The following is a 24,196-nucleotide window of genomic DNA, read 5'->3' on the forward strand; positions in this document are numbered from 1 at the left end:
TCGATTGGAAATGGCAGATGCGGTCCACTCAGCAATATACCGACCCCGAACGGCTTTTCGGTGAGCGATCGCAGGCGCCCAATCTCCTCGCGCAGCACCGGCGGCGGGTTGCCGCTAAATGACATAATGCCGAGTCCGCCAGCGTTGCTCACCGCTGCCGCAAGCTCGGGCCCGGTGATAAACCCCATCGGTGCGGCAAAGACGGGCACATCAATCGCCAACAGATGGCAGAGCGCGGTGCGCAGCATGACAGCCTCCATTGCATTCGGTGTACCCCCGCCACCGCAGCGGAAGTAAACATCGCCCAGAGGGCGGACTCAAGGTGGCGCGTGCTCCAACAATCCGGTGTTGGCCCTGAGCGGTATTGCACCGCCACAAGAACTCGGTCGCTAACAGGACATAGCGGAAATTGTCCGACAACCGACTATTGTAGAGGGCGACGCTCGTGATCCAAACCGGACTACGGTGTTAATGTTTGCCGATAAACGTAAGGACAGCCTGGTCGTACGCGTCAGGAGCTTCTGCAGGCACGGTGTGCGAACTTCCGGCAATGATGATCCTCTCGCGGTTTGGTAGGCAGGTCTCTAGCTGGTCGACAATTCGATAGAAGAATTTGGGACTTCGCTCGCCATTGGACAGAAGCGTTGGCGCATTGATCGACTTGGCCATTTCGCACGTGAACGCCGGCCTCGGGCGTTTTGTTGTGGCGTCGGCTTGAAAGGACGCCACGTTATCGAAGTTCATCTTCTGGTCGGCAATGGATCGACGTTCATAGGCGCCCGGTCCGCCGACGGCGTTCACGAACAGCGGTATGCCGGTTTTCACGTCGCCTGCCTTGACTGCCTCCCTCGCCGGTGCCTGGGCATTGCCCCACTCTTTCAACATGTCGCCGAGCCCGGGAACGCCGGCCAGGATGCCCGTCGCGGGCGGTTCGTTGAGCGTCAGGCTGACCAACTTTTCCGGATGCACGGCGGCAAAGAAAAGCGCCGCATGCGCGCCAGACGAATGCGCAACGACCCTGACCTTCGACAAGCCTAGAGCCCGCACAAACGCGGCAAGATCCTCGCCGTGCGCATCCGCAGCGCCATCCGGCATGCTCTCAGGACTTGCCTCATTTGGGAAGTGGTTGCGGCGGCTGTAGGCAATGGCGCGATAGCGATCGGCGAACTTTGGAAGATGCTGCAGCCACATTCGGTAATCTTGAAGACCGCCGTGAACAAATATAACCGGTTCGCCTTGACCAACTTCCACGTAGGCAAGTTCAGTCCCATTGGCAGTGACGCGCTTTATGTCTTCTGCGTGGGCGCTGGAAACCTCGAGAAAAATACACGACGCTGCGGCGAACTTAGCGACGAGGCGGAGCATTGCAGTCTCCCTTATGGCTTATAGCCCCACGGCAGTGAGGCTAATTCGAGGCAATCTCAGGGCTGGTGGCCCGCCCTTATTTTTGTCTGCCGGGCCAGGCGCTGGAGGTGTTGGCGCATGTGGCAACTCGGCAGTGCATTCGCTCATTGCGGGTCCTCAATTCGCGTTACGAAACTATCGGGGCGTTCGCGGCGAAATACGCGTGTGGCGAAGGAAGGCGATGCTCGTCTCTATACTTTGCAACGGATCGGCCGAAACATCTTGCTCGACGAAAAAATGCTGCACGCCGCACCGAAACGACGCGTCGAGTATTTTTGCGAAGTCGATCGTGCCGTTGCCTAGCTCGGTGGTCGATCCGTCGCTCGCCATATCCTTGAGATGCACCAAGCGGAATCGAGATGGATGTGTCTTCAAGACTTTCACGGAATCGAGGTTTCCTTTGGTTGCCCAGTAAACATCGAGCTCGAACTTGACAAAGCGCTGATCCGTACGGCTGAGCAGAATGTCGTAAGGCTGGACGCCACCTGCGAGGTTCGCGAACTCAAAATCGTGATTATGATAGGCAAGTGTCAGCCCGGAACGCGCCGCCAATTCACCGATCCTATTCAATCTGTCACAAATCCGCTTCCAATCGTCGATTGTCTGCCGTTCCAACTGGTCCAGCCATGGACACACGACAAACCGGCTGCCAAGCAAATGAGCGATGTCGAACGATGATCCGGTATTGTCTCGCAGGTTGCCGTAGTCGATATGCAGCGACGGCGCAGTGAGACCCAGGCCCAGCAAAAGTTTCCGGGTGCGCCGCACATTGGGGCCGAGAATGCCGGCAAACTCCACCTCGCGATAGCCGAGACGGGCAACCTTCCGTAGGGTCCCGTCAAAGTCGGCTTTCAGCAGATCGCGGACCGTATAGAGCTGGAGACCAATTTTCGACAGCTCCCGACCGGATACCGGCGCAATCCCTATCGCGGCACCTCCCGCGATACCGGCGAGAATATCGCGTCTGCTGAGGACCGCGCGCGGGGAACCAACGGAGAAAGTTGTCGACCGGCGGACCACAATCCCACTGCCTCTCGATGCCCACCATTGATTGCCGGGTTGCCGAGACTGTCGCGCAGCTACTTCGGCGTTTGCAGTACGACCCCGTAACGACCGTATATCCGACCAATCGTGCCGTCGTTTCGCAGCCGTTCAAGCGCTCCATTGATGGCTTCGCGCAGTGCATCATCCGGCCGAACCATGCCAACGGCGACATTCCAGTTGAGATCGGCCACGGTCTCGTCGCGATCCAGGATGCGAAATGCTTTGTCCGGGTGCGTCAGATTGAAATAGCTCGCCGACGTGGGCGTGACCGCAGCGGCGTCAATCTCATGGTTTGACAGGGCGTCGAGGCTGTCGCTCTCGAAGCCAAAGGTCGACGTGGGTACGTGCCGTTGACCGATGATCATGGCTGCGACGGATCCGACCTGCACTCCCACCTTGGTATGCTCGTTGAGGCTCTTGAACGAGGTGAGTGGGCTGGATGACGGCACGACCAGCGCGACGCCAGTGCGATAGTAGGGCTTTGAAATTCTCAAGCGGGTTTCGCCTTGCGCGTCGCGGTCGGCGATGACATCCAGGAGAATGTCGCAGCCGGCGCTACGCATCTGGTACTGGGTGATGATCCAATCTAGCCTCAGCGAGACGCCGAGTTCGCGCGCGAGCGCCTGACCCAATTCGATCTGAAAGCCGGGAGGATCACCGGTTTTGCTCGCGAAGGGAAGCGAGTTGGGATGGGCGCAGAGCCCGAGCACGCCGGACGAACGGATCGCGTCCAGGGTCCGCGCTTGCGCTGGCCCCGACATTCCGATGACGGCGCCGATGACGAGCAGAAGAATTGTCTTCATTCGCGTCCCCGCGTAGATGGGGCCCCAGCGGCTCAGCCCTCGCGCGGCTTCAAGGCGCGGATATATTTGACGATCTGGTCGATCTGCGCGTCGGTGAGGGCGCCGTCAAATGCCGGCATCGCGCCTTGCTTGCCGTGCTTGATGCGGTTGTGCAGAAAATCGTCATCGCGCGGCGAATTCATCAGCTGCGGCCCCTTGCCGGCAGCCCGTCCGCCATCGGAGTGGCAAAAGCCGCAGGTCCCCGCGAACAACTGCTCGACATCGAACGTTCCGTTCTCTGGCGCAGGGGTAGCAGGCTGCGCTTGAACCAACCCGGTGAGACACAATAACGAAGCGCCCAACAGCGCCGATCGCAGCGCGGTGATCTTGTTCGATTGCGATTTCAAGGCATCCAGCTCCATGTCCTGAAACACGTCCGGCGAGTTCAACGTCCGGGGAGCAAGCTTGCGCCCGCTCCCCGGCAGATCAATTTGCGATAGCCTATTTCAGGCTGTAGACGATGAGCGCACCGTCGTCGCGCGGCATGCTCTTGTAAACGCCGCCGAAATTTGGCGCATATTCGTCGGACAACATGCCGCCAAAGCCCGCGACCACGGCGATATATTGCTTGCCTCCGGCGGAGTAGCTGATGATGCCGCCTTGATGGCCGGTTCCGTCGGAGTGATTCCACAGTTCACCCCCGGTTTCGGCATCGTAGGCGTGAAGTGTGCCGCGGGAGTCAGGTACGAACACGAGATTTCCCGCGGTCGAGAGCACACTTCCAAGCGGCGGCTCGGGATAGCGAACCTCCCATTTCTTCGCCCCGGTGACGGGATCGCGCGCATCCAGGTGACCATAGATCTCACCGCCCGGAGGCGGCGCCATCTTGAAATCGGCGCCGATGTTGAGCTGGACCTGTGGCGTGGTGACAGGCGTCGTCTTCTGGATATCGAGCGTCATGCACCATTCCTGGCCGATTTTATAATAGAGTCCGGTCTTAGGGCTGTACGAGCCGGAATTCCAGCTGACGCCACCTCCGATGAATGGACACAGCGGCGGTTCGGTCACTTTGCCCGCGGAGAAGTCGCGCCGGCCGATCAGCGCGCCCGTCTTGGGGTCGATATCCTTGACGAAATTGATGTTCTCAACGAGCCGCCAAACGTTCTTGACGGCGAGATTGCGGTCATAGACGAAGATGAAACCGCTCTTGTTCGGATGGACGACAAGCTTCTGACCGTCACGATCGAGCATCAAGAACTCGCCGACGGCGCTGTCGAAATCCCAGGCATCATGAGGCAGCTCCTGATGGTAGAACTTCAGCTTGCCAGTATCGAGATCGAGACCGATCACCGACGTCGTGTAGAGATTGTCGCCGGGCCGCGCGCCTTGCGTCTTGTAGTCGGCGCCCGACCAATCGTAGAGCGGCGCCGGGTTGGCGGTGCCCCACAGAATCGTGTTGGTCTCGGAATCGTAGGTGCCCGGCATCCAGCCGCCACCTCCACCCGTGCGCCAGGAATCGTTTCCCCAGGACTTCATCGCTTCATCAGTGCCTGCGACCGTCAGGAACTCCCACTTCTTTTTGCCGGTGGCGGCATCGACAGCAAATATCGGACCGCGGCCCGGCCACTCTCCGCCTTGCGAGCCGATGATCACCGTACCCTTCGCGTAAAGCGGCGCACCGGTGAAACCGACTGTAAGTTTTTGCGAATCGATCAGCTTGGTATCCCAGAGAACCTTCCCTGACTTCATATCGAGTGCGATCAGACGGCCGTCCATCGTGCCGACAAAGGCCTTGCCTTCGCCGAGCGCCAAGCCGCGATTGTAGGGGGAATGGGTCTGGCGCGCGATCAGCGCCTCGTCGAGCTCAGGGAAATAGGACCAGATCACCTCGCCGGTCGCGCCGTTTAGCGCAAAAACCCGGCTGTAGGAGCCCGTGTAATAAAGAACCCCGTCGGCCGCGAGCGGCATTGATTGCAGGCCGCGCGTCGAGCGTCCGGGAATATGGATCCAGGCAACACCCAGATTGCCGACGTTGCTTGCGTTGATCTGCGCCAGCGGGCTGTAGTGATAGGATTTGTAAGAGCCGTGATAGGTCAGCCAATCATTCTGACCAGCGGCCTCGATCCGAGCTGTATCCACGGATTGAGCCAATGCTGACGACACAATCAGTGTCGCGCCAATGGCAACAAGAGGTAAACCAGATTTGCGCCACCGCCTCTTCATGTATACGTCCTCCCGTTTTTGTTTATCGACCTGCATTTTTCAAGCGCCGACCGTGAGTTGCATGCAGTTCAGTGCCTCATCGATTCATCTCCAATCGCGCGTGAGTTCCCAGCAAGCTTCGATCTCTCCGGCGAAAATCGCCAAAGAAGCTACAAGTCCACGTTCGTTGGGTTGTCGTTGCACTTCTGCTTGCGATCATAGAGTACGCCGGATCACGCGGAGTGCAATGTCGGAAATGCGCCTGGCGCAAAATGACAGACCGGCTTACCTTTTGATAAATGTTTTCTTTCGAATAGCTGCGTCGTCAGGATGTCGCCTAGAGCAACGCAAAAAGCGAGATCCCGCGAAGAGCGATCGGCCGCTGTGCACGATGCCAAAGAATCCAGGGCTAGGCCGGCCGCCACATGTTCATGAGCGGCGCGGCGCTGCGGCGTCAATTTTCGATATGGGCAAAGACCCCCGTAAAGCGGGCGGCGGGCTCGCCACAACCGAGCGACGGTCTACTCGCCGTGATCGGAAGCCTAGCAGTCCGGTATTCCTGGTGGACGCGCTGAGGCATTGGCGTTGGCACTGGTCGCGGCAGAAGGTGTGGAAGGAGAGCCAGTGCTTGCGCCGGGCGACGTTGTTGAACCGACCGTCGTGTTTCCAGATGGTCCAGTTGCAGTGGTGCCACTCATGTCGCGAACGACCTTATTGGCTACGTCCCAGCATTGCTTGGTATCATGACCGCTCGACCCACCCGTCGAAGTTCCTTGTGCGTTTGCGAATGTACCGACAGCTAACAATGCGGCGCTGATCGCCGTTGACAGAAGAATCTTCCTCATGGACGAATCTCCTCCTTGAGAGCCGGCTGGAATGCCGACGCCTCTCAATGCTGACGCGCCATCCAACGTTCCTCACAGGGCGGCCGAACACATGGCTGCTCCGACCACCGCTGCAAAGTGCAGCTTCTTCTTGCCAACCCGGAGCCGTCACACATGGCCCTTGCGCCGTATTGCACCGCCACAGAACCCCGGTCGCTTGCGACCCGCTCGGCTCCTACACCATGGCCTGGCGCATCGGCGGCGCGTTGATCTGGTCAGCTGATGAAGCTAGGGCGGAAGCAAGTGGCAGACCACCCAAACGGATGTCCGTGCCCGTACCACAGTCTATTATCGTAAGTTCGTTACGCCGGCACGGCTTAGTCCGTCCGCGAGGTGTTCGCGATATCTCAAGTCGAGGTATGGAGTTGTTATTTCGAATTGCCGCCGCGGGTCCTTCGGTTGTCGGGATATAAACTCCTGCAGCAAAGGCTGTGCTTCTTCTATGCGTCCAAGTTGCCCCAGGCTCGCAAGAAGGGCTCTGAGAGCGAGATAAGGACGTCGTAGCTGGATCGCTAGTTCGCCGTAATGCACTGCCTCCTCGTAGTTCTCCTGATGGTAATGGGCCAGCGCAACGAAGCTAAGGAAGCTTCCGGCCTGTGGATCGTTCGGATTCAGGCGTAAGCTGCGCAATAACGAATCCAGAGCTTCAGTGAAATGCCCGATATGGACCCGAACCAAACCAAGGGAGAAAAACCCTAATGCGAAATTTGGATTAAGGTCGATTGAACGTTGCGCCTCGGCAAGCGCTTGGGAGTGCATCTGCCTCAATAAGCTGGCCCAACACAGGGCGTAGTGGCAGTAGGGATCGCGGTCGTCGAGCGCGACTGCGCGCGCGGCCGCAGTATAGATGTCCGACACATCTTTCGTGAGATCGCTGCTCCAGCCATACCAAATGCGGGCATTCAGTGTACGGGCAAGCGTCATGTGAGCCTGAGCGAGGTTCGGATCAAGCGCTAACGCCTGTCTTATAAGAGTTATCGCCTCTTCGTGCTCTTCAGGTGCGAGCTGCGAGAAGTGCCACATCGCACGCATACAGCAGTCGAAGGCATCGAGATTCCTGACGCTTTTTCGAAACGCTCGTCTCCCTTCGATCAGCAGCATCTCAGGCTCGATGGCACCGACTACGCTCTGCGTGATCTCGTCCTGAATGGCGAATATGTCGGCCAAATCGCGGTCGAAGCGCTCCGCCCAGAGGTGATTTCCTGTTTGTGCTTCGATCAGCTGTCCCGTGATCCGCACGCGCTGCCCAGCCCGTCGTACACTGCCCTCGAGGACATATCGAACGCCAAGTTCGCGAGCGACCTGTTTCACGTCAACTGCGCGCCCCTTGTACACGAACGTCGAATTTCGGGCGATGACGAAAAACCAGCGGTTATGGGACAGAGCGGTAATTATGTCCTCTGTGATGCCATCTGCGAAATATTCCTGCTCGGGATCTCCACTCATGTTCGAGAACGGAAGTACCGCGATGGAAGGCTTATCTGGGAGTGCGAGCGAACCACCCAGGATGCCGGTACTTACCGGATGCTCAGGTTGCCAATCCACCGAGTAAACCGAGACTGGACGACTGATATTCTTCAGTGAGCGCTGTCCGAGCGGAGTGAGTGCAAAGTTCAGCTTGCCTTCGATCTGATCTCGCACCGTACCTGAAATGCAAATTCCGCCTGGTTCAGCCACCCCTTCGAGTCGCGCAGCGACATTCACTCCATCGCCCAGTACATCATCGCCATCCGCCATGACGTCGCCAACATTGATGCCAATCCGAAACTCCATCCTGCGGTCCTGAGGAAGATCGGCGTTGTGGCGATCAAGAGAGCGCTGGATGGCCACGGCGGCGCGCACCGCCTGGACTGCACTACTGAACTCCGCAATCACGCTGTCGCCTGCGGTCCCAAAAACCCTGCCTGCGTGTTCGGCGATTAGATCGGATATCGTGCGACGATACCCGTCCAAAGTTTGCAAGGTCGCCTCTTCATCCGCCGACATCAGGCGGCTGTAGCCCGCAACATCTGCTGCCATGATCGCGGCCAAACGCCTTGTGATCGGAGGGTTGTTCATGGCTCCGCTCCATCTAAAGGAGCGAGTTTAGCCGAAACCAGCCCGCGGGGTAAGCCGTGCGATCTCGGCTGTCGACGGTGAAGCGGACGACGGGCGGCGCTTGGTTCGATCGCCGCTTGTGGCCCAAGGCCGACGTGGAGCCATTCTGCTGCCACGTCGGCTTCTGCGCGCAAAGCGAATGCGACAATTGCGGAGGCACGCGCCAGTCAACACTCTCGTGCCCCGGACGCAGCGCAGCGTCACTTCCGACGGTGCGCTGCCGAGCCGGGGCCCAAAGCTGCGGCTTTCTGGATCCCGGCTCGGCGCAGCAGCGCTCAGCGGCCCAGGTCGAGCTCTTCAACCAGCTCCATTCTTACCTGCGCGAGGCATCTCAAGGACCCTCTGGAGCAGCGTGGGATGGCCAAGAACGGCGCGCAATTCCGGTTTGTCGAGCCATGCTGCTGCGTCCTCAAAGCTTTGGCATTCCTCGAGCTTGATGGTTGCCGTCGCCAATGGCACGTCGACGGGGCCGAATTTGCGCGGACTGGCAAGCGATAGTGATCCCAAATGCGCGCCTAACAATTCCAGATCCTGGCTGAGCTGGTGTAGTGCCCCGGCCATCGCGGTGGGCTCAGATGCGGCGAGTTCGTTTGCACGGAGCACCACAGCGGGCGGGTTGTTGGTTTCCGGCGTGGCAAAAAGTCCAGGCGTCTTCAGTCGTGCAGACGTCATGAGACCCAACGGGATTGAAAGCAGAAGACCCAGTACGACAGGCGACATCCAAAGCAGCAGGGGCAGAGAGACCGCGTAGGCACTGAGCGATAGCGCCAATCCGCAGAGCGTAGGGCCGGCGAGCTTGCGATAGATTTCGCCGCGAGCCAGCTCGCCATCGCTCCGGCGCTGCACCTGCCAGCCGGCGTCCCGACCAGCTAGAATTTCAAACACGGCCTTGGTCTGGAGGATCATCATGCATGGAGCGATCAAAGCCGCAAGAAACGTCTCGCAAGCGACTCCGGCCAGTACGCGAGGACTCCTTGCGAATCCGATCCGCTCTTTTCGATTGCCGATCAGCACCAGGTAGGCGAGCAGCTTCGGCAGGATCAGAAGTCCCATTGTCGCTGCAAAGACCCGGGCGGCAAGCACCGGGTCCTGTTGCGGCCAGGTCGGAAACAAACTGAAGCCTTTGGGAAAATACTCCGGTCGGATGAAATGCGCCTGCAGTGCAATCAGCAGGCCGAGTACCAGGAATAGAAACCACAGCGGCGCGGTGACATAGGAGCCGATGCCCGTAAGCAAATGCAACCGCGAGACCCAATGTAGCCCGCGGGCGGGCAACACCGCCAGATGCTGAAGGTTACCCTGGCACCAGCGGCGATCTCTTGCCGCAAAGTCCAGCAGTGACGGCGGGACTTCTTCGAAGCTGCCGCCAAGGGCCGGTGCCAGATAGATTTTCCAGCCCGCGCGGCGCATCAACGCGGCCTCGACAAAATCATGGCTTAGGATGTGACCCCCGAAAGGCTTACGACCGCTCAGCTCCGGCAGGCCGGCCTCCGCAGCGAACGCCTGCACCCGGATGATGGCGTTGTGGCCCCAGTAATTGCTGTCGCCACCGTGCCACCAGGCATTGCCGGCTGCAATGATGGGGCCGTAAACACGCCCCGAGAATTGCTGCAGCCTACTGAAAATTGTGCGCGCGTTGACGATGACCGGCTGCGTCTGGATCAGCGCAGCAGCGGGATGGGACTCCATCGCGTGGACAAGGCGAACTATTGTGTCGCCCTCCATGAGGCTGTCCGCGTCGAGAACGATCATGTGATCATAGGCCGACCCAAACCTCATGACCCAGTCGGCGATGTTGCCGGATTTCCGCGCGATATTGTTGGAGCGATGCCGGTAGTACAGCCGCGCGGCGCAGCAGGCGCGGCGCAGCCCAATGAACGTCATCTCTTCACGAATCCAGATGTCGGGGTCGCTCGTATCGCTCAGTAAGAACCAGTCGAACTGGTCCCCATATCCGGTAGCTTGAACTGATTCATACATGGCGCGCAGTCGCGCCATGAGATGATGCGGGTCCTCATTATAGGTGGGTAGCAGCATGGCTGTGCGGGAGGTTACACGAGGCAGGGGGCCCGTCGTATCGATCGGCAGACAAGACCGGGTGCGCGTGAGCAGCACGAGGAATCCGGCGAACGCGGACATGAAGGAGAAGGCGACCCATGCGAGCAGCACGAGGAAAAAGCCGAGCAGCATCGCCTCGAGGAAGGTTACACCGCCAACCTTCACCACGTCATACATGCCGTAGCCGCCTGCAAGCGTCAGCACCCCAGTCCCGACAAAAATAAAGAGGCGGCGGAGCGTCAAGGCGGTGCCCGAATGTACCGGCGACGGGTTAGCCTCAGTCGCGCGATCCAGCCGGCACGGCAGCATCGGCATCGGGCTTTCTGGCGGGAGGAATGTGCTGCCAGGTGCGTCCGGCGACGGCGTCGGCGACGGCATCAGGGCGTCCATCGATAGGTCCACACTTCGGAGACTGGCGCTTCGTTTTGCGCCAAGAAAGCTCGTAATTCGATGGCGGCTTGCTTCTTGACCGAGCATTGGAAGCTCAGACGCCATCCGCCTGTCATGGGATTAGGTTGCGTGACGATGTTGCTGATTTCGGCTTGTGCAGCGGTCACCACACCTTTGATGGTCTTGGCATCGATGCCTTTGAGTCGCTCCCCCATCAGTTCCAGCACGAACAGTTTGCTATCATCTCCCCGGCTTCCGATCGCCGTTCGCGTGAACCGTGCGAGCGCCTCCGGTTTGGGGGCGTCCGGACCCCAGTGCAGCCGATAGGTGAAGATGTGTTCGCTTTTGGCGGTCAGCGGGTGCTTGGGTTGCCAGAGCGCTGCGATGTTATCGTGAATCTCCTCCTTGGTAGGTATCTCGAATAATTTCACCGCTCCTTCGCCCCAATCTCCGATCGGCTCGAACCATAGACTTGGGCGCTTTTCGAAGTTGGATTCGAGATCCTGATAGGCGAAGAAGTTCCTCTCCCGCTGCATCAGTCCGAAGCCGCCCGGATTGACATCGGCAAAGCTGCTGACCTGCAGATCGTGCGGATTGTTGAGGGGACGCCAGAGTTGCTCACCTCTGCCGTTGAAGATCGCAAGTCCATCCGAGTCGTGAACCGCGGGGCGGAAATCGTCAAAATCTTTGCGATCGTTCGGCCCGAAGAAGTACATGCTGGTCATAGGCGCGAGCCCGGCATGCTCGATGTCTACCCGGGGATAGAGAACCATCTCGACGTCGAAAACCGTGCTTTGGCCTGGCCGGATCGTGAATCGGTAGCTTGCGGCCGCGCTCTTGCTGTCCAGCAGCGCGTGCACCACGATGGACGAGGCATTTGGCGTCGGCTTCTCCAGCCAGAAAGCCTTGAACACCGGGAATTCTTCGCCCTTGCTCTCGCCGGTATCGATCGCTAGCCCGCGCGCCGACAGGCCATACGTCAGTCCTTTCGCGACTGCTCGAAAGTAACTGGCGCCCAGGAACACACAAACTTCATCGTAATAATCCGGCCTGTTGATCGGCGCGTGAATGCGGAATCCGCTGAACCCGATGTTGACATCCGGCCATTGTCCGAGACCCTCTCCGAACGAGAAGTCGTCGCGCCGATACGGGATCGGTATGACGCTCCTATTCACCACCTGAAAAATGTCGACCCGGTTCTTGTAGAAAAAGCCGCGGTGAAAAAATTGCACTTCGAACGGTAGCTTCTCATCACGCCACAACGCCTTCTCAGGCGCGAAGCGAATTGATCGGTATTGGTCGTAGTTGAGATTCTTCAGTGCATCCGGCAGCTTCTCGTCGGCAGGCGCGAATGATTTCGCGGCAAGCGCGCGGGCAAGTTCGCGCACGTAGGATGGGCTGAATGGCTGGGCGGGCCCCGTCTCAGCCTTCCCTGCACGCAGTAGCATGTTGGCAACTGAGAACGCAGCCGATACGCGAAGGACTTGCCGGCGGTTCACGCTCACGTCTCCCGGTTCGAAACAGGTGGGAAAACGGCCTATGTTCCCCGGAGTTCCGTGCGGGTAGGAGGATCTGCCACTGGTGACTTCAGCAGAATGTTCGAATGGACTGAGGAGGGGATTTGAAGCAAGACTGGCGTGAACTGCGGGGCAGCTCTCGCGGCTGGTCTGCCAACTGCCGGAGCTCGCGGTGTTTGGCGTTTCCCAAGTCCGCACGCTCAGATTAGCTCAGCTCTCGCGACCGGGACGCAGCGCAGGGTCATCTCGGTGGTGTGCTGCAGAGCCGGGCCCATGGCCCTGGATCGCTGTGTGGCTTGCTCAGGCGCTGCAGCGCGCCGAGGGCGAGAGCCAAAATAAAACGGGGCCCTGAAGGGCCCCGCAAAGCTCTGCAACGCTGCGCCGAACTTACTTGATCTTGGCTTCGCGGAATTCGACGTGCTTGCGCGCGACCGGGTCATACTTCTTCTTGACCAGCTTGTCGGTCATGGTGCGCGAATTCTTCTTGGCGACGTAGTAGAAGCCGGTGTCGGCCGAAGACACGAGCTTGACCTTGATGGTGACCGCTTTGGCCATGTTCAAAACCTCAGGAATGAAGGAAATCTGGAGCCGGCCAAACGGCCCGCGTTGGCCGGCAACCTAGCCAGAAACCGCCTGATGTCAAGGTTTTAGGGGGCAGAAACCACCCAAATCGGCCCGATCAGGCCTCGAAGAAGCGGTTTTTCGGCCGCGGCAGGCCCAGATTCTCCCTCAAAGTGGCCCCTTCATACTCTTTGCGGAAAATCCCGCGGCGCTGCAGCTCCGGCACCACTTTGTCGACGAAATCGTCGAGACCGGCGGGCAGGAACGGGAACATGATGTTGAAGCCGTCGGAGCCGCGCCCGACAAGCCATTCCTCCATCTGATCCGCGATGGTCTTGGCCGTGCCCACGAACGAAAGGCCCCCATAGCCGCCGACGCGCTGGGCAAGCTGGCGCACGGTGAGCTTTTCGCGCGCGGCGAGATCGACCATGCGCTGGCGACCGCTCTTGCTGGCGTTGGTCTCGGGAATATCGGGGAGCGGGCCGTCCGGATCGAAGCCGGAAGCGTCGGTGCCGAGAATGACGGAGAGCGAGGCGATGGCGCTGTCGTAATGCACGCGGCTGTCGAGCAGCGCGCGCTTCTCCTTCGCCTCATCAACGCTGTCGCCGACCACGACGAAGGCGCCGGGAAGGATCTTCAGGTGCTCGGGATCGCGGTCGACCTTCGCCATGCGGCCCTTGATGTCGGCATAGAGCTTTTGCCCGTCGGCGAGGCTGCCGCCGCCGGTGAACACGGCCTCGGCCGTCTCTGCCGCGAGCTGCCTGCCATCTTCGGAGGCGCCAGCCTGCACGATCACTGGCCAGCCCTGCACGGGGCGGGCGATATTGAGGGGACCGCGCACTTTCAGATATTTGCCCTGGTGGTCGAGCGTGTGCATCTTCGCGGGATCGAAGAACAGGCCGGTCTCGACGTCGCGCACGAACGCATCGTCGGCGAAGGAGTCCCAGAGCCCGGTGACGACGTCGTAGAACTCGCGGGCGCGCTTGTAGCGTTCGGCGTGCTCCATGTGATCGTCGCGGCCGAAATTGAGCGCCGCGTCCGGATTCGAGGTGGTGACGATATTCCACCCCGCACGCCCGCCGCTGATGTGATCGAGCGAGGCGAAACGGCGCGCGACGTGATAGGGCTCATCGAACGTGGTCGATCCCGTAGCGATCAGGCCGATGCGCTCGGTGACGGCCGAGAGCGCCGACAGCAGCGTGAACGGCTCGAACGAGGTCACGGTGTGGCTGCGCTTGAGCGCGTTGATCGGCATGTTCAAGACGGCGAGGTGATCGGCCATGAAGAAAGCGTCGAACTTGCCGGCCTCGAGCTTGCGGATCAGCGTCTTGATGTGGCCGAAATTGAAATTGGCGTCAGGCCAGGCGCCGGGATAGCGCCAGGCGCCGGTGTGGATGCTGATCGGGCGCATGAACGCGCCAAGCTTGAGTTGCCGTTGTGCCATCGCCCGCTATCCGTTCTTGGTGACGCTCGGGAACACATAGGCATGCCGGGCAACTCCGCCATTGGGGAGGGCGGAAAGAATTTTTTGTTTTTCGATGTGGGCTCAGTAAATTCGCATCATTCCGGGGCGCCGCGTAGAGGCGAGCCCAGAATCCATCGAGCCGTGGAGACGATGGAGAAATGGATTCCGGGCTCGCGCTGCGCGCGCCCCGGAATGACCAGAGGAAAGAGCCGCGCCGTGAATGACGGCCTAGCTCAAAACATCCTTCTGCATCTTGCCGCCGTAGAAATGGAAGAACGGCACCGGTGCATCGTGGCGGAGCGGGCCGGTGGCAAGGCGGGTGTCGAGCTCGTTGAGCACGTTGCGTGTCATCGGATGCAGGTCTGCGAGTGGTTTTGAGCCGAGCTCGACCCAGACCAGCTCGACCAGCTCGGCATCGGCATGGATCACGCCCTCGACGCGATGGGTGATCGCGGAAGCATCCGCGGTAAAGAAGCGGGTGTCGAAGCGCTTGACGCGGCCGGGCGGAGTGATGGCGCGGGCGATCAGGAACAGGCCGGAGGGATCGGGCAGCAGGCCGGCATCCGCGAATGGCTTCCAGGGGCCCTCGAGCTTCGGCGCCTTGCCTTCAGCCTTGCGGCCGAGGCAGAGACCGGTCTCCTCGCAGGCTTCGCGAATCGCGGCAATGGCGAGCGATTTGGCGCGCGAGGGAGGAGTCTTCGGGCTGCCCTTGGCGAGATTGGCTTCGAGCTCCGCGGTGATGGGGGCGGCGCAGGGCACGCGATAATCGGCCTTGTCGACACGGCCGCCGGGGAAAACGAACTTTCCGGGCATGAACACCACCTTGTCGTGGCGCTTGCCGACCAGCACTTTGGGAATAGGCCCGCTGCGATCGACCAGGATCAGTGTCGCTGCATCCCTCGGACGAAAATAGGGATGGTGGTCGGCTTCCTTCTCCTCGTGAACTTTAGCCTTCTCCTCTGCCGGCGAAATATCCGTCATGTCCTCACCCAAACCGCTCTTGTTTGTTTTGCTTACACAGGCGGAATACCATCGGGAGGGTTCTCGTCAAACCCGTGCATGCGCAGAGCCCATTGCAAGCCGACCACAGCTCCCTTGACGGGCTGCAACAGCGCGAGCGAGGCGAGGAAGGTAAAAGGCAGATAGGCCACGAAACTGAGCCACACCGGCGTCGTGTAGTTGGTCTCGATCCAGAGGATGGCCGGTACCACGATGTGGCCGACGATGACGATCACGAGATAGGCGGGCAGATCGTCGGCGCGATGCGGGGTGAAATCGAGGTCACATTTGGCGCAATTGTCCGCCGTCTTCAGAAAGGCGCGGAACAGCTTTCCCTCGCCGCAGCGCGGGCAGCGGCCGCGAAAGCCATGCTTCATCGCAGCCCACACGTCGCGCCTCTCGACAAGGCCGGTCTCGCGCGTCCAGATCTTCGGCGCCGTGCTCATCGTCACCATGCCTTGCCCTTCTGTCCCTTGCTTTTGCTCTTGCTTTTCCCCTTGGCCTTCTTGCCCTTGCCGGATGTCTTCTGTTTCTCCGGCCTGCGCTTCTTCTCGGGACTGCGTCCCGGATGCGGCGTCGACGATTTGCGCTGCGGGCGGAACGGCCTGCGTTCGCGGGAGCCGGTCTCACCGGCCGATGACAGCAGCTCGAAGCGCAGCGCTCCTGCGATGGGAGCCGCTTCGATCAGACGAACGTCGACGACGTCACCGAGCTGATACATGGTGCCGCTGCGCGTGCCGACCAGCGCGTGGCGGCTCTCGTCATAGTTGAAATATTCCGTGCCGAGGGATCGGATCCGGATCAATCCGTCGGCGCCGGTCTCGGCGAGCTTGACGAACAGGCCGGCGCGGGTGACGCCGGAGACGCGGCCCTGAAAACTCGCGCCGATGCGGTCGGCGAGATGGTGCGCGATCAGGCGATCGACGGTCTCGCGCTCCGCCTTCATCGCGCGCCGTTCGGTGAGCGAGATATGGGCGGCGACTTCACCGAGAGATTCGGGCGTCGCGCTGTCGGGCAGGGCGCCTTCGCCGAGGCCGAGCGCGCGGACCAGCGCGCGATGCACGACGAGATCGGCATAGCGGCGGATCGGCGAGGTGAAGTGCGCATAGCGGCGCAGGTTTAGGCCGAAATGACCGTAGTTTTCCGAAGAGTATTCCGCCTGGGCCTGCGCGCGCAGCACGACCTCGCTCACCAGCGGGTAATAATCGTGGCCTTCGAGCTGGGCCAGCACGCGGTTGAACAGCGTCGGGCGCAGCGCACCTGATTTCGTGAAGGGGACGTCCAGTGTCTCCAGGAACTCGCTGAGGGCGTGGACCTTCTCCAGCGTCGGCTCGTCGTGCACCCGGTAGATCAGCGGCAGCGATCTCTTCTCCAGCATCTCGGCCGCGGCGACGTTGGCGAGGATCATGAACTCCTCGATCAGCTTGTGCGCATCGAGACGCTCCGGCACGACGACGCGGTCGACCGTTCCGTCGCTCTTCAAGAGGATCTTGCGCTCGGGCAGGTCGAGATTGAGCGGATCGCGCTCGTCGCGCGCGCGCTTGACGCAGGCGTAAGCCGCGTAGAGCGGCTTCAGGATCGGATCGAGCAGCGGGCCCGTGGTATCATCGGGCCGACCGTCGATCGCAGCCTGTGCCTGCGCATAATGCAGCTTCGCCGCCGAGCGCATCAGGATGCGGTGGAAGCTGTGCGAGCGCTTGCGGCCGTCGGGTCCGATCACCATGCGCACCGCCAGTGCGCCGCGCGGCTCACCCGGCACCAGCGAGCAGAGATTGTTGGAGATGCGCTCGGGCAGCATCGGCACGACGCGGTCGGGGAAATAGACCGAGTTGCCGCGATCGAGCGCGTCGCGGTCGAGCGCGGTGCCCGGCCGGACATAGAAGCTCACGTCTGCGATGGCCACGTTGACGATGAAGCCACCCTTGTTGTTGGGATCGTCGTCGGGCTGCGCGTGGACCGCGTCGTCGTGATCCTTCGCATCCGGCGGATCGATGGTGACGAGCGGCACGTCGCGCCAATCCTCGCGCCCTTTCAGGTTCGCAGGCTCCGCCGCCTCCGCCTCGCGCTCGGCCGCGGGCGAGAATTGCAAGGGGATGTCGTGGGCGTAGATCGCGATCAGGCTGATCGCCTTCTCCGACTTCACCGAGCCGAGCCTCTCCTTGACGCGACCGGAGGCCAGGCCAAAGCCGCGCGAGCGGACGATGTCGACGCTGACGAGGTCACCGTCTTGCGCGCCTTGTGTATCGGTCTTCGCGATGTTCAGCTCGCGGTCGGCGAACTTCTTGTCGACGGGAACGAGTCGTCCGCCGCCTTCGGAAAGACTGCGGAAGACGCCGAGGATGCGGCTCTTGGCCTTGTCGATGACCTTGATGATGCGGCCGCGATAGGCGGGACCTGCGTCCTCGTCCGAGCGCTCGACGCGCAGCAATGCGCGGTCGCCGACACCGGCGGCCGTGCCAGGCTTGGGCCGGCGCGGCATCTCGATCAGGATTTTTGGCGGCTCGCCGCTTTCGACCTCGTCCCATTCGGCGGGGGAGGCGATCAACTCGCCGTCGGAGTCGCGGCCGGTGATATCGGCGAGCAGCGTCGGCGGCAGCGTGTCGGGCTCGGAGACCTTGTGGCGCTTCTTCTTGATGATGCCGTCGTCGCCGAGCTCGCGCAGCATGCGCCTGAGCTCGGCGCGATCGGCGTTCTTCAGGCCGAACTCGCGCGCAATTTCGCGGGTCCCGACCTCTCCGTGGTTTGCCTTGATGAAGGCGACGATGGCTGCCCTGTCGGGAAAGCCATGGTCATTCTTGCGTTTCACTTAACCTCTAATTCTTGCCGGCACTCTTCTTGGCCGGGGCCTTGGTGGCGGCCGCCTTGGTCGGCGACGTCTTGGCAGTCGACGAGACGGCGGCGCGCGCCTTGCTGGTGGATTCGGTTTTCGATTTGGCCGGGGCTTTCTTCGCCGCCGGTTTCTTCGGCTTCGGCGCGGCGTCCTCGCCGTCCGCAGCCTTCTCAGTAGTCTTCTTGGCCTTGGCAGGCTTTGCCGCCTTCTTCGCCTTGGTCTTGCTGCCGCCCTTGGCCGCGCGTTCGTCGATCAGCGCGATCGCCTGCGGCAGCGTGATGGCATCCTTTTCGAACTCGGCCGGGATCGTCGCGTTGACACCGCCTGCGGTGACATAGGGGCCATAGCGGCCGCTCTTCACGGTGACGGTGCCGAGCGTCGGATGGTCGCCGATCGTCTTGCCGGGATCGGCGCCGAAGCGGCGGCTCGGGCCCTTCGCCGCCTTCTCGGCGATCAGCGTCACCGCGCGGTTGAGGCCGATGTCGAATACTTCGTCGCCGGCTTCGAGACTCGCATAGGTCTTGTCGTGCTTCACGAACGGCCCGAAGCGGCCGAGGCCGGCGGTGATCGGCTGCCCCGTCTCTGGGTGCTTGCCGATCTCGCGCGGCAGCGACAGCAGTTTCAGCGCAAGCTCGAGGTCGACATCGCTGGGCGAGGTGCCCTTCGGAATGCCCGCGCGCTTCGGCTTCTCGCCTTCCGCATAATCCTTCTGCTCGCCGAGCTGGATGTAGGGGCCGAAGCGGCCGGCCTTGACCCAGACATCGAAGCCGGTGTCGGGATCCTGGCCGAGCGAGCGGTCGGCGCTAGCTTCCCCATCGGCGGCGAGCTGGCGGGTGTAGCGGCATTCCGGATAGTTCGAGCAGCCGACGAAGGCGCCGAACTTGCCGGCCTTGAGGTTGAGCCGGCCGGTGCCGCAATTCGGGCATTGCCTGACGTCGCCGCCATCGGCGCGCGGCGGGTAGATGTGCGGGCCGAGCATCTCGTCGAGCACGTCCAGCACCTGCGCGACGCGCAGGTCCTTGATCTCGTCGACGGCGCCGATGAAGTCGCGCCAGAAATCCTTCAGCACCTCCTGCCAGGAGATCTCGTTGTTGGAGATGCGGTCGAGCTGCTCTTCGAGGCCGGCGGTGAAATCGTATTCGACATAGCGGCTGAAGAAGCTTTCGAGGAACGCGATCACGACGCGGCCCTTGTCCTCGCCGTGCAGGCGCTTCTTCTCCAGCTTGACGTAGCCGCGGTCCTTCAGAACCTGGAGGATCGAGGCATAGGTCGAGGGACGGCCGATGCCGAGCTCTTCCATGCGCTTGACGAGGGATGCCTCCGAGAAGCGCGGCGGCGGCTCGGTGAAATGTTGGGTGACGGCGAGCGACTGCCGCTTCAGGGCTTCGCCGGCGCTCATGCCGGGCAGGCGGCGGGAATCCTCGTCCTCCTCGTCGTCGCGCCCTTCCTGGTAGAGCGCGAGGAAGCCGTCGAACTTGATGACTTGACCGGTGGCGCGCAGCTCCAGCGTACGGCCGCCGGCCTTCGCGGTGATGTCGACCGTGGTGCGCTCGAGCTCGGCCGCTTCCATCTGGCTTGCGATGGTGCGCTTCCAGATCAGCTCGTAGAGTTTCGCCTGGTCGGAATCGAGCTTGCGGCTCATGCTGTCGGGCCGGCGCGACAGATCCGTCGGGCGGATCGCCTCGTGCGCTTCCTGGGCGTTCTTGGCCTTGGCCTGGTACTGGCGGGGAGCGTCCGGCACATAGGCGTTGCCGTAATCCTCGCCGATCACCTTACGCGCCTGGGTGATCGCTTCAGGTGCGATCTGCACGCCGTCGGTACGCATATAAGTAATGAGTCCGGTGGTCTCCCCGCCGATGTCGATGCCTTCATAGAGCCGCTGGGCGATGCGCATCGTGTGCGCCGGCGCAAAGCCGTATTTGCGGCTGGCTTCCTGCTGCAGCGTCGAGGTGGTGAAGGGCGCCTGCGGATTGCGCCGCGCGGGCTTGGCATCGACCGCGGTCACAGCGTAGGCGGCCGCTTCCAGCGCCTTCTTGAAGTCGTCGGCTTCCGCGCCGGTGCCGATGTCGAGGCGCTGGATCTTCTTGCCGTCGGCGCCGACCAGACGGGCCTCGAAGGCATCGCCGCGCGGGGTCAGCAGGGTCGCGACCAGCGACCAATATTCGCGCGCGACGAACTTCTCGATCTCGAGCTCGCGATCGCAAACGAGGCGCAGCGCCACCGACTGCACGCGGCCGGCCGAGCGCGCGCCCGGCAGCTTGCGCCACAGCACGGGGGAGAGGGTGAAGCCGACCAGATAGTCGAGCGCGCGGCGCGCCATATAGGCATCGACCAGGGCGCCGTCGATCTGGCGCGGATGCTTCATCGCGTCGGTGACAGCCTGCTTGGTGATGGCGTTGAACACCACGCGCTCGATCTTCTGGTCCTTCAGCGCGCGCTTTTCCTTCAGCACTTCGAGCACGTGCCAGGAGATGGCCTCGCCCTCACGATCGGGGTCGGTGGCGAGAATCAGGCGGTCAGCGCCCTTCAGCGATCTCGCGATATCGTTCAGCCGCCCGGCGGCCTTGGGGTCGACCTCCCAGATCATCTTGAAATTGGCGTCAGGATCGACGGAACCGTTCTTGGCGGGAAGGTCGCGGACATGGCCGAACGAAGCCAGGACCTCGTAGGACGAGCCCAGATATTTGTTGATCGTCTTGGCTTTCGCCGGCGACTCCACAATAACGATATTCATGTAGTTCCAGTAACTTACGGGAAAATCTTGGGCCGAAAACCAAAGGATTCGGGTCGGCCGTTTCGACCCGAACATGGGTGGTGAGGCCGTCCCTGTCAAATCGGGGCGTGTTGAAGGCCGCCGCGGTAGGAAAAGTTTCATATCGAAAAAGTTGCAAAATACCACCTTGGAGTTGCGATCGATGTCGGCGTAAGGTTTCTGCGGGGCATGGATTCGGGGTGGGGTCTGGTGGCTAAGCCAGCAAGGAAACGGGCGCGCGCCGGATCAGGCGCGCCGGGAGGCTCGCGCAACGAGGAACCGGGGGAAGGCGGGGCGGATGAGGCGGTCGCCTTCATCGCGGAGCAGACGGCCGCCCTGCGCAAGCTCGCCGAGCGCCACAAGCTGCACATGTTGCATTATTTATTGGGCATGACCCAGCTCGAGGCCGACGAGCATCTGAGATTGCGGACCAAGCGCAAGCTATCGTGAGATTCTAAAGTCGTCTCGGCGAAGCTGGGACGCATAGGACGTGAACTATCGAGAGTGCGCACCATCCGCACCGGCGGAGGATCGCTGCCTGTCTTCGCCAAACTGCTCCCGGTGGTTATGGGTCGCGTCGCCGGGACGACGTTGAGGAGAGATCGTGCGCGACGGCTATCCCGCCGCCCTTCGCCGCGGCGCCGGCCGCGGTTTCAGCGTGGTATCGGCCGGCGAGAGCAGGCGGCCGTCCTCGGCGCGCAATTCGAGTTTCTTCACCGGGCGGCCTTTGGCGCGATCGACCAGAATGGTCGCGATCTCGTCGGGGTGGTCGTCGAACTCCTCGCTCCATTGCCGTAGCGCGACCAGCACCGGGAAGGTGCCGCGGCCCTTCGGCGTCAGCACATATTCCTGGTAGGCGCTGCCGTCGGAAGCGGGGGCGGTCGCCAGAATGCCGTGCTCGACCAGTGACCGCAGGCGCGCGGCCAGAATGTTCTTGGCCATGCCGAGCTTGCTCTGGAATTCGCCGAAGCGCCGCACGCCGAACAGTGCCTCGCGGATGATCAGCAGCGACCACCAGTCGCCAAGCGCCTCCAACGACCGTGCGATCGGGCAGGAATCGCCGTCGAAGCTCGTTCGTCTCACCATTGTCTCTCGTCCTGTCGCGTTCGCCCGCGTGCCGCGCCGATCACGCGCTTGTGTGGTTGCATCATAAAACCATTTGTCTTAGATGACAACTTAGTTTCATAATGCAACTACTGGAGGCGAGCGTGAGATTGAAGAACAAGACGGCCCTGATTACCGGCGGCAACAGCGGCATTGGCCTTGCGACTGCAAAGCTGTTCGTGGCCGAGGGCGCCAAGGTGGTGATCACCGGCCGCAACAAGGGGACGCTGGAGGCCGCTGCGAAAGAGCTCGGGCCGAACGCGCTTGCGCTGGTTGCCGACGCCACCGACATCGCCGCGACGGAGGCCGCGATCAAGAAGGGCGCGGACAGGTTCGGCAAGTTCGACATCGCCTTCGCCAATGCCGGCATCGCCGGCGGCACGCCGCTCGGCTCAGCCACGCTTGAGGTCTTCGAGACCGTGATCCGCACGAACCTCACCGGCGTGTTCTTCACCGTTCAATCCGCGCTGCCCTACCTCAACGACAATGCCTCGATCATCCTCAACGGCTCGGTGATCTCCGTGCTCGGCATTCCCGGCTACTCGGCTTACGGTGCCGCGAAGGCCGGCGTTCGCGCGATGGCGCGGACCATGGCCTCGGAACTGTCGCCGCGCGGCATCCGCGTCAACGTGGTCGCGCCGGGCGCGATCCGCACACCGATCTGGGGACCTGCGGTGGCGACGCCCGAGGCTGAGAAGGCATTCGAGAGGCGCATCGCGCTGTCGACGCCGCTGGGGCGCATGGGCGAAACGGATCACGTTGCGAAGACCGTGCTGTTCCTCGCTTCCGATGATTCCGCGCATGTGCAGGGCCAGGAGATCTTCGTGGACGGCGGCGCGGTCGCATCTCCGAGCGGCGCGCCGATCTATCGGGGCTGATTGCTCAAGCGAACTCGATTCCCTCTGGCGCAACTCGGCTGTTGCGCCGGACGGTTCAGCGGCCGCGAGCCCTAGAGCAGCGACACCAATCCGCCGCCGTGCCGTTCGAGCCGGCCCGCGAGCTCGAGCTCCAACAGCACGGTGCGCACGATTGCGGGCGAGGCGCCGGACATCCGCACGAGATCGTCGATCGAGATCGGGGCAGGCCCGAGCAGGGCGGTGATCTGGTCGCGGTCGTGGCCTTGCGGATCGCGATCGAACGGCTCGCTGTCGGGCTCGCCTGCGGGATGCATCAGCGGCCGCTCCATGATCGGCTGCACCGCGTTGATGATGTCGGCGGCCTCGGTGACGAGGGTTGCGCCCTGCTTGATCAGATCGTTGGTGCCGGCGGCGCGCGGATCGAGCGGCGAGCCGGGCACGGCGAATACCTCACGGCCCTGTTCGGCCGCCATGCGCGCGGTGATCAGCGAGCCCGAGCGGTGCGCCGCTTCCACCACGACCACGCCGAGCGAGGCACCGGAGATCAGTCGGCTGCGGCGGGGAAAGTCGCGGGCGCGCGGCTCGTGGCCGAGCGGCATTTCGGAGATTGCCGCGCCCTCATGGTCGAGGATCGCTGCGAGCAAATCGGCATGTTCGGGCGGATAGATGCAATCATGCCCGCCGGCGAGCACGGCGATCGTGCCGCCTTCGACGCTCGTGCGATGCGCGGCCTGGTCGACGCCGCGGGCGAGACCCGAGATGACGACAAAACCGGCTTCGCCGAGCTCGCGCGCAAGCTGGCCGGCAAACTTCAGCCCGGCGCCGGAAGCATTGCGCGAGCCGACGATCGCGATCATCGGCCGCATCAAGCTTTTCGTGTCGCCGCGCACGGCGAGCAAAGGCGGTGCATCGTCGAGCGTTGCGAGCCGCGCCGGATAGCCGTCTTCACCGGGCGCGAGCCAGGCGATGCCGAACTTGCGGCTTGCGGCGAGCTCGGCCTTGGCTTCGTCGGCGCTACAGATGCGCCCCGACCGTGCCGCGCCGCCGCGGCGCGCCAGATCCGGCAGCCGCTCCAGCGCGGCGCGCGCGGTGCCGAAATGGTCGACCAGCGAACGGAAGGTGCGCGGCCCGACATTGTCGGAGCGGATCAGCCGCAGGCGGTCGATCCGCTCAGATTCGGTCAGCTCCACGCTTGGATTGATGGCGTCCACGGCGTCTCCTTGCAGGCACAGCATGGAACAACCTGAGGG

At 62.1% G+C, this 24,196-nt stretch carries 19 protein-coding genes; 2 read left to right on the plus strand and 17 right to left on the minus strand.

The window, feature by feature from the left end:
- The 15 genes from IVA92_RS21345 to topA all read right to left on the minus strand — a co-directional run.
- Nucleotides 1-248: nitronate monooxygenase (locus tag IVA92_RS21345; protein WP_247276999.1), on the minus strand; the 248-nt coding region annotated here is incomplete at its 3' end.
- 220 nt (nt 249-468) lie between these two features.
- Nucleotides 469-1,365 (minus strand): alpha/beta hydrolase, encoded by an 897-nt coding sequence (locus tag IVA92_RS21350; protein ID WP_247277000.1) that lies wholly within the window; start codon nt 1,363-1,365, stop codon nt 469-471.
- Nucleotides 1,366-1,539: 174 nt separating this feature from the next.
- Nucleotides 1,540-2,424: a sugar phosphate isomerase/epimerase gene (locus IVA92_RS21355; RefSeq protein ID WP_247277001.1), complete on the minus strand. Its 885-nt coding sequence runs from the start codon at nt 2,422-2,424 to the stop codon at nt 1,540-1,542.
- Nucleotides 2,425-2,483: 59 nt separating this feature from the next.
- Nucleotides 2,484-3,251 (minus strand): transporter substrate-binding domain-containing protein, encoded by a 768-nt coding sequence (locus tag IVA92_RS21360; protein WP_247277002.1) that lies wholly within the window; start codon nt 3,249-3,251, stop codon nt 2,484-2,486.
- A 32-nt stretch (nt 3,252-3,283) separates the two neighbouring features.
- Nucleotides 3,284-3,637 (minus strand): cytochrome c, encoded by a 354-nt coding sequence (locus IVA92_RS21365; RefSeq protein WP_247277003.1) that lies wholly within the window; start codon nt 3,635-3,637, stop codon nt 3,284-3,286.
- Between the two features lie 94 nt (nt 3,638-3,731).
- Nucleotides 3,732-5,453, minus strand: coding sequence for a PQQ-binding-like beta-propeller repeat protein (locus IVA92_RS21370; RefSeq protein WP_247277004.1), 1,722 nt, complete (start codon nt 5,451-5,453; stop codon nt 3,732-3,734).
- A 1,151-nt stretch (nt 5,454-6,604) separates the two neighbouring features.
- On the minus strand, nt 6,605-8,374 hold the full coding sequence (locus IVA92_RS21375) for an adenylate/guanylate cyclase domain-containing protein (RefSeq protein WP_247277005.1): 1,770 nt from the start codon (nt 8,372-8,374) through the stop codon (nt 6,605-6,607).
- Between the two features lie 336 nt (nt 8,375-8,710).
- Nucleotides 8,711-10,861 (minus strand): glucans biosynthesis glucosyltransferase MdoH, encoded by a 2,151-nt coding sequence (gene mdoH / locus IVA92_RS21380; RefSeq protein ID WP_247277006.1) that lies wholly within the window; start codon nt 10,859-10,861, stop codon nt 8,711-8,713.
- Nucleotides 10,849-12,309 (minus strand): glucan biosynthesis protein G, encoded by a 1,461-nt coding sequence (locus IVA92_RS21385; RefSeq protein WP_247277181.1) that lies wholly within the window; start codon nt 12,307-12,309, stop codon nt 10,849-10,851. The genes mdoH and IVA92_RS21385 overlap by 13 nt, the downstream gene beginning before the upstream one ends.
- Before the next feature lie 456 nt (nt 12,310-12,765).
- Nucleotides 12,766-12,933, minus strand: coding sequence for a 50S ribosomal protein L33 (gene rpmG / locus IVA92_RS21390; RefSeq protein WP_007603295.1), 168 nt, complete (start codon nt 12,931-12,933; stop codon nt 12,766-12,768).
- A 124-nt stretch (nt 12,934-13,057) separates the two neighbouring features.
- A complete protein-coding gene (locus tag IVA92_RS21395; RefSeq protein WP_247277007.1) occupies nt 13,058-14,383 on the minus strand; it encodes an LLM class flavin-dependent oxidoreductase in 1,326 nt (441 codons plus the stop codon).
- A gap of 249 nt (nt 14,384-14,632) precedes the next feature.
- On the minus strand, nt 14,633-15,385 hold the full coding sequence (locus tag IVA92_RS21400) for an NUDIX hydrolase (protein ID WP_247277008.1): 753 nt from the start codon (nt 15,383-15,385) through the stop codon (nt 14,633-14,635).
- A gap of 32 nt (nt 15,386-15,417) precedes the next feature.
- Complete coding sequence (locus tag IVA92_RS21405) at nt 15,418-15,858, minus strand: DUF983 domain-containing protein (RefSeq protein WP_247277009.1); 441 nt, start codon at nt 15,856-15,858, stop codon at nt 15,418-15,420.
- Nucleotides 15,852-18,209, minus strand: coding sequence for a ribonuclease R (gene rnr, locus IVA92_RS21410; RefSeq protein WP_247277010.1), 2,358 nt, complete (start codon nt 18,207-18,209; stop codon nt 15,852-15,854). The genes IVA92_RS21405 and rnr overlap by 7 nt, the downstream gene beginning before the upstream one ends.
- Nucleotides 18,210-18,216: 7 nt before the next feature.
- Entirely contained in the window at nt 18,217-20,967 is a 2,751-nt protein-coding gene (gene topA / locus IVA92_RS21415) for a type I DNA topoisomerase (RefSeq protein ID WP_247277011.1), read from the minus strand.
- A 228-nt stretch (nt 20,968-21,195) separates the two neighbouring features.
- Here topA and IVA92_RS21420 point away from each other — a divergent pair, with 228 nt between their 5' ends.
- A complete protein-coding gene (locus IVA92_RS21420; protein ID WP_247277012.1) occupies nt 21,196-21,435 on the plus strand; it encodes a hypothetical protein in 240 nt (79 codons plus the stop codon).
- A 165-nt stretch (nt 21,436-21,600) separates the two neighbouring features.
- Here IVA92_RS21420 and IVA92_RS21425 read toward each other — a convergent pair whose 3' ends face one another.
- Nucleotides 21,601-22,071, minus strand: a complete 471-nt coding sequence (locus IVA92_RS21425; RefSeq protein ID WP_247277013.1) for a helix-turn-helix domain-containing protein — start codon at nt 22,069-22,071, stop codon at nt 21,601-21,603.
- Nucleotides 22,072-22,193: 122 nt separating this feature from the next.
- On the opposite strand from IVA92_RS21425, the gene IVA92_RS21430 reads away from it, so the two are divergent.
- Complete coding sequence (locus IVA92_RS21430) at nt 22,194-22,967, plus strand: SDR family oxidoreductase (protein ID WP_247277014.1); 774 nt, start codon at nt 22,194-22,196, stop codon at nt 22,965-22,967.
- Nucleotides 22,968-23,038: 71 nt separating this feature from the next.
- Here IVA92_RS21430 and dprA read toward each other — a convergent pair whose 3' ends face one another.
- Nucleotides 23,039-24,181, minus strand: coding sequence for a DNA-processing protein DprA (dprA, locus tag IVA92_RS21435; RefSeq protein ID WP_247534317.1), 1,143 nt, complete (start codon nt 24,179-24,181; stop codon nt 23,039-23,041).
- Nucleotides 24,182-24,196: the final 15 nt, after the last annotated feature.

The sequence above is a fragment of the Bradyrhizobium sp. 154 genome (assembly GCF_023073875.1).
Lineage (GTDB): Bacteria > Pseudomonadota > Alphaproteobacteria > Rhizobiales > Xanthobacteraceae > Bradyrhizobium.

Coding starts and splice junctions, on each gene's coding strand:
- IVA92_RS21350 (WP_247277000.1), bottom strand. CDS start 1,365: ATGCTCCGCCTCGTCGCTAAGTTCGCCGCAGCGTCGTGTATTTTTCTC.
- IVA92_RS21360 (WP_247277002.1), bottom strand. CDS start 3,251: ATGAAGACAATTCTTCTGCTCGTCATCGGCGCCGTCATCGGAATGTCG.
- IVA92_RS21370 (WP_247277004.1), bottom strand. CDS start 5,453: ATGAAGAGGCGGTGGCGCAAATCTGGTTTACCTCTTGTTGCCATTGGC.
- IVA92_RS21375 (WP_247277005.1), bottom strand. CDS start 8,374: ATGAACAACCCTCCGATCACAAGGCGTTTGGCCGCGATCATGGCAGCA.
- mdoH (WP_247277006.1), bottom strand. CDS start 10,861: ATGGACGCCCTGATGCCGTCGCCGACGCCGTCGCCGGACGCACCTGGC.
- IVA92_RS21385 (WP_247277181.1), bottom strand. CDS start 12,309: ATGCTACTGCGTGCAGGGAAGGCTGAGACGGGGCCCGCCCAGCCATTC.
- rpmG (WP_007603295.1), bottom strand. CDS start 12,933: ATGGCCAAAGCGGTCACCATCAAGGTCAAGCTCGTGTCTTCGGCCGAC.
- IVA92_RS21395 (WP_247277007.1), bottom strand. CDS start 14,383: ATGGCACAACGGCAACTCAAGCTTGGCGCGTTCATGCGCCCGATCAGC.
- IVA92_RS21400 (WP_247277008.1), bottom strand. CDS start 15,385: ATGACGGATATTTCGCCGGCAGAGGAGAAGGCTAAAGTTCACGAGGAG.
- IVA92_RS21405 (WP_247277009.1), bottom strand. CDS start 15,858: ATGGTGACGATGAGCACGGCGCCGAAGATCTGGACGCGCGAGACCGGC.
- topA (WP_247277011.1), bottom strand. CDS start 20,967: ATGAATATCGTTATTGTGGAGTCGCCGGCGAAAGCCAAGACGATCAAC.
- IVA92_RS21425 (WP_247277013.1), bottom strand. CDS start 22,071: ATGGTGAGACGAACGAGCTTCGACGGCGATTCCTGCCCGATCGCACGG.
- dprA (WP_247534317.1), bottom strand. CDS start 24,181: ATGCTGTGCCTGCAAGGAGACGCCGTGGACGCCATCAATCCAAGCGTG.